This window comes from Streptomyces sp. MZ04 (assembly GCF_004684775.1).
Classification (GTDB): domain Bacteria; phylum Actinomycetota; class Actinomycetes; order Streptomycetales; family Streptomycetaceae; genus Streptomyces.
Genome location: NZ_SRIC01000078.1, coordinates 23434 through 29582, shown reverse-complemented (window position 1 = coordinate 29582; position 6149 = coordinate 23434). Strand labels below are relative to the sequence as shown.

General features: G+C 71.8%; 6 protein-coding genes and 1 tRNA gene. 3 read left to right on the top strand and 4 right to left on the bottom strand.

The window, feature by feature from the left end; all coding sequences use genetic code 11:
* A partial coding sequence (locus E2651_RS18430) for a 2Fe-2S iron-sulfur cluster-binding protein (protein ID WP_135332258.1) occupies positions 1-307 on the top strand: 307 nt, incomplete at its 5' end.
* 146 nt (positions 308-453) lie between these two features.
* Positions 454-1587, top strand: a complete 1134-nt coding sequence (locus E2651_RS18425) for an acyl-CoA dehydrogenase family protein (RefSeq protein WP_135332257.1) — start codon at positions 454-456, stop codon at positions 1585-1587.
* 65 nt (positions 1588-1652) lie between these two features.
* Here the strand turns inward: E2651_RS18425 and E2651_RS18420 are convergent, their stop codons facing one another.
* From E2651_RS18420 to E2651_RS18405, 4 genes are all read right to left on the bottom strand, one after another.
* Positions 1653-1982 carry a rhodanese-like domain-containing protein gene (locus E2651_RS18420; RefSeq protein WP_209446182.1) on the bottom strand — a complete coding sequence of 110 codons (330 nt, stop codon included), beginning with the start codon at positions 1980-1982 and terminating at the stop codon, positions 1653-1655.
* A 72-nt stretch (positions 1983-2054) separates the two neighbouring features.
* Positions 2055-2945, bottom strand: coding sequence for a hypothetical protein (locus E2651_RS18415; RefSeq protein WP_135332255.1), 891 nt, complete (start codon positions 2943-2945; stop codon positions 2055-2057).
* A 115-nt stretch (positions 2946-3060) separates the two neighbouring features.
* Positions 3061-4512, bottom strand: a complete 1452-nt coding sequence (locus E2651_RS18410) for a DUF2252 domain-containing protein (protein WP_167828824.1) — start codon at positions 4510-4512, stop codon at positions 3061-3063.
* Positions 4513-4800: 288 nt separating this feature from the next.
* A tRNA-Leu gene (locus tag E2651_RS18405) sits at positions 4801-4887 on the bottom strand.
* 376 nt (positions 4888-5263) lie between these two features.
* On the opposite strand from E2651_RS18405, the gene E2651_RS18400 reads away from it, so the two are divergent.
* Entirely contained in the window at positions 5264-6148 is an 885-nt protein-coding gene (locus tag E2651_RS18400; RefSeq protein ID WP_135332253.1) for a DUF3662 and FHA domain-containing protein, read from the top strand.
* The last annotated feature ends 1 nt before the right edge of the window (position 6149 follow it).

The following is a 6149-nucleotide window of genomic DNA, read 5'->3' as shown; positions in this document are numbered from 1 at the left end:
TCCGTCGAGGGTGACCGCCACGGCCCCCGCGCACAGCACCGTGACGGTCACCCTCGACGGACGCTCCGGCACCTGGCCGGTGCGGGACGGGGAGTCCCTGCTCGACACCGTGCTGCGCAACCGCGCGGACGCGCCGTACGCCTGCAAGGGCGGCGTGTGCGGGACCTGCAGGGCCTTCCGGGTCTCGGGTGAGGTGCGGATGGACCGCAACTTCGCGCTGGAGCCCGAGGAGACCGACGCCGGCTATGTGCTGGCCTGCCAGTCGCATCCCGCCACGGACACGGTGGAGCTGGACTTCGACCGCTGAGTGGTCCGGCCCGCCGTCCGCCCCGCCGAGCGGTCGGGCGCCCCGGAGTGGTCCGTCGCTGTTCCCTTCCCGTAGAACCTGTTCTATCTTGACGGCCCGTCAGAAACGACGGCACGTCGGTCGGCCGGTGCGCGGAGGGACAAGCAGTGGACTTCACCTTCACCGAGGAACAGCAGGCGGCCGTCGAGGCGGCGAAGGCGGTCTTCGCCTCCGTCGCACCGGACGGAGTGCCCAGTCCCGCCCTCACTCCGGGGGCCGTCGCCGAGGACTTCGACCGCGCGCTGTGGGCCAAGCTCGCCGACGCCGACCTGCTGAGCCTGCTCCTCGACCCCGAGTACGACGGTGCGGGCCTGGACGCGATCGCCCTCTGCCTGGTCCTGCGCGAGTCGGCGAAGGTGCTCGCCCGCGTCCCGCTCCTGGAGAGCAGCGCGGCCGCCTACGCCGTACAGACCCATGGCGGCGAGGAGTTGAAGCGGCGCGTCCTGTCCCGGGCAGCCCGCGGTGAGCTGGTCCTGACGGTCGCGGCGAGCGGCCGCACGGGGCACGACCCCGCCGAACTCGCCGTCACCGCACGGCGGGACGGCGAGGCCTGGCTGCTCGACGGAGTCCAGACGGCCGTGCCCTGGGCGCAGAACGCAGACATCGTCGTGGTGCCCGCCCACACGACCGCCGGCCGGTCCCTGCTCGCCCTGATCCCGCGCGTACGCGAGGGCCTCACCCTCGGCGAGCAGGTCTCCACGAACGGGGAGCGGCTCGGCGAACTGCGCCTGGACTCCGTACGAATCGGCGCCGCCGACGTCATCGAGGCCGACGGGGCCTGGGACGGGCTGCGCGATCTGCTCGCCACCGGCACCTGCGCGCTGGCCCTCGGCCTCGGCGAAGGCGTGCTGCGGATGACCGGCGAATACACCAGCAAGCGGGAGCAGTTCGGGTTCCCCGTCGCCACCTTCCAGGCCGTGGCGGTGCAGGCGGCCGACCGCTACATCGACCTGCGCGCGATGGAGGTCACCCTCTGGCAGGCCGCCTGGCGCATCAGCACCGGCGCGAGCGGTGCCCTGCCCGCCACGGGAGACGTGTCCGTCGCGAAGATCTGGGCCTCCGACGGCGTACGGAGGGTGGTGCAGACGGCGCAGCATCTGCACGGCGGCTTCGGCTCCGACACCGACTACCCGCTGCACCGCTACCACGCCTGGGCCAAGCAGCTGGAGCTGTCCCTCGGCCCGGCCGCGGCGCACGAGGAGGCGTTGGGTGACCTGCTGGCCGCCCACCCCCTCGGCTGAAGCGGCGGCCGGAGAAGATGAGGGGCCGGCCGCAGAACTAGATCGATGAGGGACCGGCCGCAGAACTAGATCACGGTGCCCGGCTGGCCCTTCTCGTCGACGACGGGCCGGCCCGAGGCCTCCCAGACCTGCATGCCACCGTCGACGTTCACCGCGTCGATCCCCTGCTGGATGAGGTACATGGCGACCTGCGCCGAGCGTCCGCCGGACCGGCAGATGACATTGACCGTGCCGTCCTGCGGCGCGGCCTCGGTCAGCTCGCCGTAGCGGGCGACGAAGTCGCTCATCGGGACGTGCAGCGCGCCGGCGGCGTGACCCGCCTGCCACTCCTCGTCCTCACGGACATCCAGCAGAAAGTCACCGCTCGCGAGATCGTCGACGACGACGGTGGGCACCTGAGAACCGAAAACCATGTCCCCGACGCTACCCGAAGCCCCGCGCAGTCGGAGCCCCGCACGGTCAACCGCCTAGGCGGTGAGCCGCTCCAGCTCCGCCTCGCGCTCGGCGACCTGCGCGAGCAACTGCTCGGCGATCTCTTCGAGCAGCGTGTCCGGGTCGTCCGGCGCCATCCGCAGCATCGAGCCGATCGCGCCCTCCTCCAGCTCGCGGGCGACCACGGAGAGCAGCTCCTTGCGCCGGGCGAGCCACTCGAGGCGGGCGTAGAGCTCCTCGCTGCGGCTCGGCCGCTGTGCCTCGGGCACCGGCCCCGCGGCCCACTCCTCGGACAGCTCGCGCAGCAGGGGCTCGTCCCCACGGGCGTAGGCGGCGTTGACCCGCGTGATGAACTCGTCGCGGCGGCCGCGCTCCTGGTCGTCCTGCGCCAGGTCGGGGTGGGCCTTGCGGACCAAGTCACGGAAGAGCTTGCGGGCCTCGTCGCTCGGCCGCACCCGCTGCGGGGGCCGCACCGACTGATCGGTCAGCATCGCGGCGGCCTCCGGGTAGAGCCCGTCACCGTCCATCCAGCCGTGGAACAGCTCCTCGACGCCCGGCATCGGCATGACCCGCGCCCGCGCCTCGTCCGCCTTGCGCCGGTCCTCCGGGTCACCGCTGCGGGCCGCCTTGGCCTCGGCGATCTCCGCGTCCAGTTCGTCCAGGCGCGCGTACATCGGGCCGAGCTTCTGGTGGTGCAGCCGGGAGAAGTTCTCCACCTCGACCCGGAACGTCTCGACGGCGATCTCGTACTCGATCAGCGCCTGCTCGGCGACCCGGACAGCCTTCTCGAGCCGGTCCTCGGGACGCCCACCGGCCCCTTGCCCCGGCTCCCCGCCAGAAGCCCCCTCAGGAGCTCCGCGGTCGGCGTCGGCGGACTCGGGATCAGGTGTCTCAGGCTGCGTCGGCTCGGCTTCCGGGGTCGTCACCCGTCCAGCCTAGGTCACCGGGGAACCGCCCGAGCTGCCACGGGCCGCATCCCTCCGCGCCCCTCCACGTCCCTCCACGTCCCTCCACATCCCTCCGCACCCGTCACGCCCGGGATCACACCCCCGACTCCGCGACCACACGCCCCTCCTTGACCGCACGCACCAGTTCCGCGTGATCCGCCTCCGTCCGGTCCGCGTACGCCACCGCGAACCGCGCCACCGCCTCGTCCAGCTCGTCGCCCTTGCCGACGTACCCCGCGATCAGCCGCGGATCGGCGCTGTGCGCGTGGGCGCGGGCCAGCAGGGCCCCGGTCATCCGGCCGTAGTCGTCCAGCTGGTCGGCCGCGAGCTCCGCGGGGTCCACGCTGCCCTTGCGGTTCCTGAACTGCCGTACCTGGAAAGGCCGTCCGGACACGGTCGTCCAGCCAAGCAGGAAGTCGCTGACCACCTGCATCCGCTTCTGCCCGAGCACCACCCTGCGCCCCTCGTGCGCGACCTCGGGCACCTCGAAGCCCGCCACCGGAAGATGCGGGAGCAACACGGAGGGCCGCGCCTCCTTGACCTGGAGCACCAGCGGCTCGCCCCGGTGGTCGAGCAGCAGCACCACATACGACCGCAGGCCGACGCTGCCCGTGCCCACGACACGGAACGCCACGTCCTGGATCGCGTACCGAGCGAGCAACGGCAGCCGGTCCTCGGCCAGCGTGCCCAGATACGCGCCGAGCGCCGACGTCACTTCGGCGGCCTCCACGTCCGGTATCCGCCGCAGCACCGGAGGGGCGTCGACGAAGCGCAGCCCCTCGGGAATGCCGTCGTCGCCCCCGAACCGCTCCGTCGACTTCGCGGCGAACCTGGCGCTCGTGTTCTGCCGGGCCTTCGCGGAGACCCGCTCCAGGGTGCCGACCAGGTCCCGGGCGTCCGTGTGCGAGACGAGCTCCTCGTCCGCTATGGCGTTCCACGCGTCGAGCGACGGGAGCTTGGCGAGCAGCCGCATCGTGCGGCGATAGGCCCCCACCGCGTCGAAGGCCGCCTCCTGGCAGGCGTCCTCGCTCGCCCCCGCCTCACGCCCCGCGAGCACCAGCGAGGCGGCGAGCCGCTTGACGTCCCACTCCCAGGGGCCGTGCACCGTCTCGTCGAAGTCGTTCAGGTCGATGACCAGGCCGCCGCGCGCGTCCGCGTACAGGCCGAAGTTCGCCGCGTGCGCGTCACCGCATATCTGGGCGCCGATCCCGGTCGCTGGGGTGCGCGCAAGGTCGTACGCCATGAGTCCGGCGGACCCGCGCAGGAAGGCGAAGGGCGTCGCGGCCATCCTGCCGATCCGGATGGGCGTCAGCTCGGGCAGCCTGCTGCGGTTGGACTCCTCGACGGCGGCGACCGGGTCGGGCCGCCCGTCGTCCTCGGCGAACCGCTCGTGCGAGGCGCGGCTCACCCGCTCCCGCAGCGCCTTGCCCTCCTTCTTGGGCGAGGCCGGGGACGGCCACCGGGCGAAGCCGTCCACCTGCCGCAGCCTCGCCCCGGCCGACCGCACTTCGCCGGACCGCGTCCCGCCGGTCTCCGCCACGACCATCGTCATTGCCTCGCCCCCGCATGCCCTGTCCAGGCGTCGCCCCCACGGACAGCACCTGGCCAAGACGGTACCGCCGGGCGCGGATCGGCGTCAGAGCCTGTGGATAACCCACGGCCGGCCACCTCCCGCGCGATGCGTCACAGAGGCTCCTCACAGCAGCGGGGCCCCGACCGTGAGATAGCTCACCGCCGGGGCCCTGCCACGTCAACATCCGGGCAACAGCCCGCCCGTAACAACGAGAAGCGGGCCCCCACCAGGACTTTCATCCTGATGGAGACCCGCTCCACATGGTGCGCGAGGGGGGAGTTGAACCCCCACGCCCTTTCGGGCACTGGAACCTGAATCCAGCGCGTCTGCCTATTCCGCCACCCGCGCATGGGTGTTTGTCCTTGGGTCTCTCACTTGCGGTGCGAGCGCCTGCCGACATCCAGAAGATTAGCACGCTGCCGAGGGTGGATTCACATCCGTATTCGGGGGCACCTGCCCAGGTGGTCCGGGCGGATCGAGGCCCGGCTGTCCGGCTTCGGCCGGACCCGGCAATGGTCCGCAGCCGGGTGCGGGACACTGGTTTGAGGCCCCCTCTACGATCCCTGGCAGAGGAGTCCGGAAGGATCGCGGAACGCTGATGCGGGCATGCCTTGTGAGAGGCGACACTCGTCGACTGGGCGGACAGGGGGAACCAGCCGATTTCCCGGCGCGTGGATACGATCAGTAAGCAGTACCAGGATGACTACGACGGAGGAGGTGCCCCATGGGAGTCATGAAGAAGTTCGAGCAGCGACTCGAAGGTCTGGTCAACGGCACCTTCGCCAAGGTGTTCAAGTCCGAGGTCCAGCCCGTCGAGATCGCCGGCGCCCTGCAGCGCGAGTGCGACAACAACGCGACGATCTGGAACCGCGATCGGACGGTCGTCCCCAATGACTTCATCGTGGAGCTCAGCGCGCCCGACTTCGAGCGCCTGAGCCCCTACTCGGGGCAGCTCGGCGACGAGCTCTCCGGGATGGTGCGCGAGTACGCCAAGCAGCAGCGTTACAGCTTCATGGGCCCCATCAAGGTCCACCTGGAGAAGGCGGACGACCTCGACACGGGTCTGTACCGGGTGCGCAGCCGCACACTCGCGTCCAGCACGTCGCAGAGTCCCGAGCGCGCCCCCGCAGCACCGGCAGCGCCCACAGGCCCAGGCCCCGCGGACCGCAGACCCCCCGCGGGCGGTGGCTACGGCTACCCGCAGCAGCCCTCGAGCGCTCCCCCCATGCCGGCGGCGCCGCCCCCAGGCGGCCGTCCCGGCGGGCCCGCGCCCGCACCGGTGCCGAACCGCCCCCAGGGGCCCGGCGCCGGGCCACTTCCGGGTGCGCAGGTGCGGCGCTGGATCGAGATCAACGGCAACCGCCATCAGATCTCCCGCCCGACGCTGGTGCTGGGTCGCAGCACCGACGCCGATGTGCGGATCGACGACCCCGGCGTATCGCGCCGGCACTGTGAGATCCGGACCGGAACGCCCTCGACGATCGCGGATCTCGGGTCTACCAACGGCATCGTGGTAGACGGGCAGCACACCACCCGCGCTACGCTCCGCGACGGCTCGCGGATCGTCGTGGGCCAAACCACCATCGTTTACCGGCAAGCCGAAGGGTGAA